This window comes from Ensifer sp. GW101-20A05 (genome assembly GCF_059424735.1).
The window spans coordinates 1-575 of sequence record NZ_JBWKZT010000060.1; the positions used below are offsets into that span (position 1 = coordinate 1).

The following is a 575-nucleotide window of genomic DNA, read 5'->3' on the forward strand; positions in this document are numbered from 1 at the left end:
CATGGCCCGCGAGGCATTGGTGAAGAACCGAACGGCGGCCAGGAACAGGGCGAAAAACCTGACCTTGCCGATCCTCAAGCGCCACAACGCCGAACAGCTCAGGCAGATCGAGCGCCAGATCGCGGCCCTCGAAAACGAGATCATGGCGCTCATCAAGGTCGATCCCGACCTCGCACGACGCTTCGACATTCTCGTCTCGATCCCGGGCGTGTCAGCAATCACCGCCTTCGCGCTTCTCATCGACATGCCCGAACTCGGTACACTCGACCAGGCCCAGGTCGCTTCCCTCGCCGGCCTCGCTCCGGTCGCTCGCCAGTCCGGACAGTGGATCGGCCGCGCCTTCATCCGCGGCGGCCGGGCCAATGTCCGACGAGCACTCTACATGCCCGCGCTCGTCGCCATCCGCTTCAATCCCGACCTCAAGGCCAAATACGACCGGCTCAAGGCCGCCGGAAAAGCCTCAAAACTCGCCATTACCGCCGTCATGCGAAAGCTCATCATCATCGCAAACGCATTGCTCAGGGATGGCCGCATATGGGAACCAACCCGTACTTGACCAACACGGATACTCTAGC

The 575-nt window shown here is 62.1% G+C and carries 1 protein-coding gene; it reads left to right on the forward strand.

Annotated elements, in window-relative coordinates; all coding sequences use genetic code 11:
* The coding region (locus AC070A_RS34650; protein WP_494773653.1) for a transposase at positions 1-556 on the forward strand (556 nt) is incomplete at its 5' end.
* Positions 557-575: the final 19 nt, after the last annotated feature.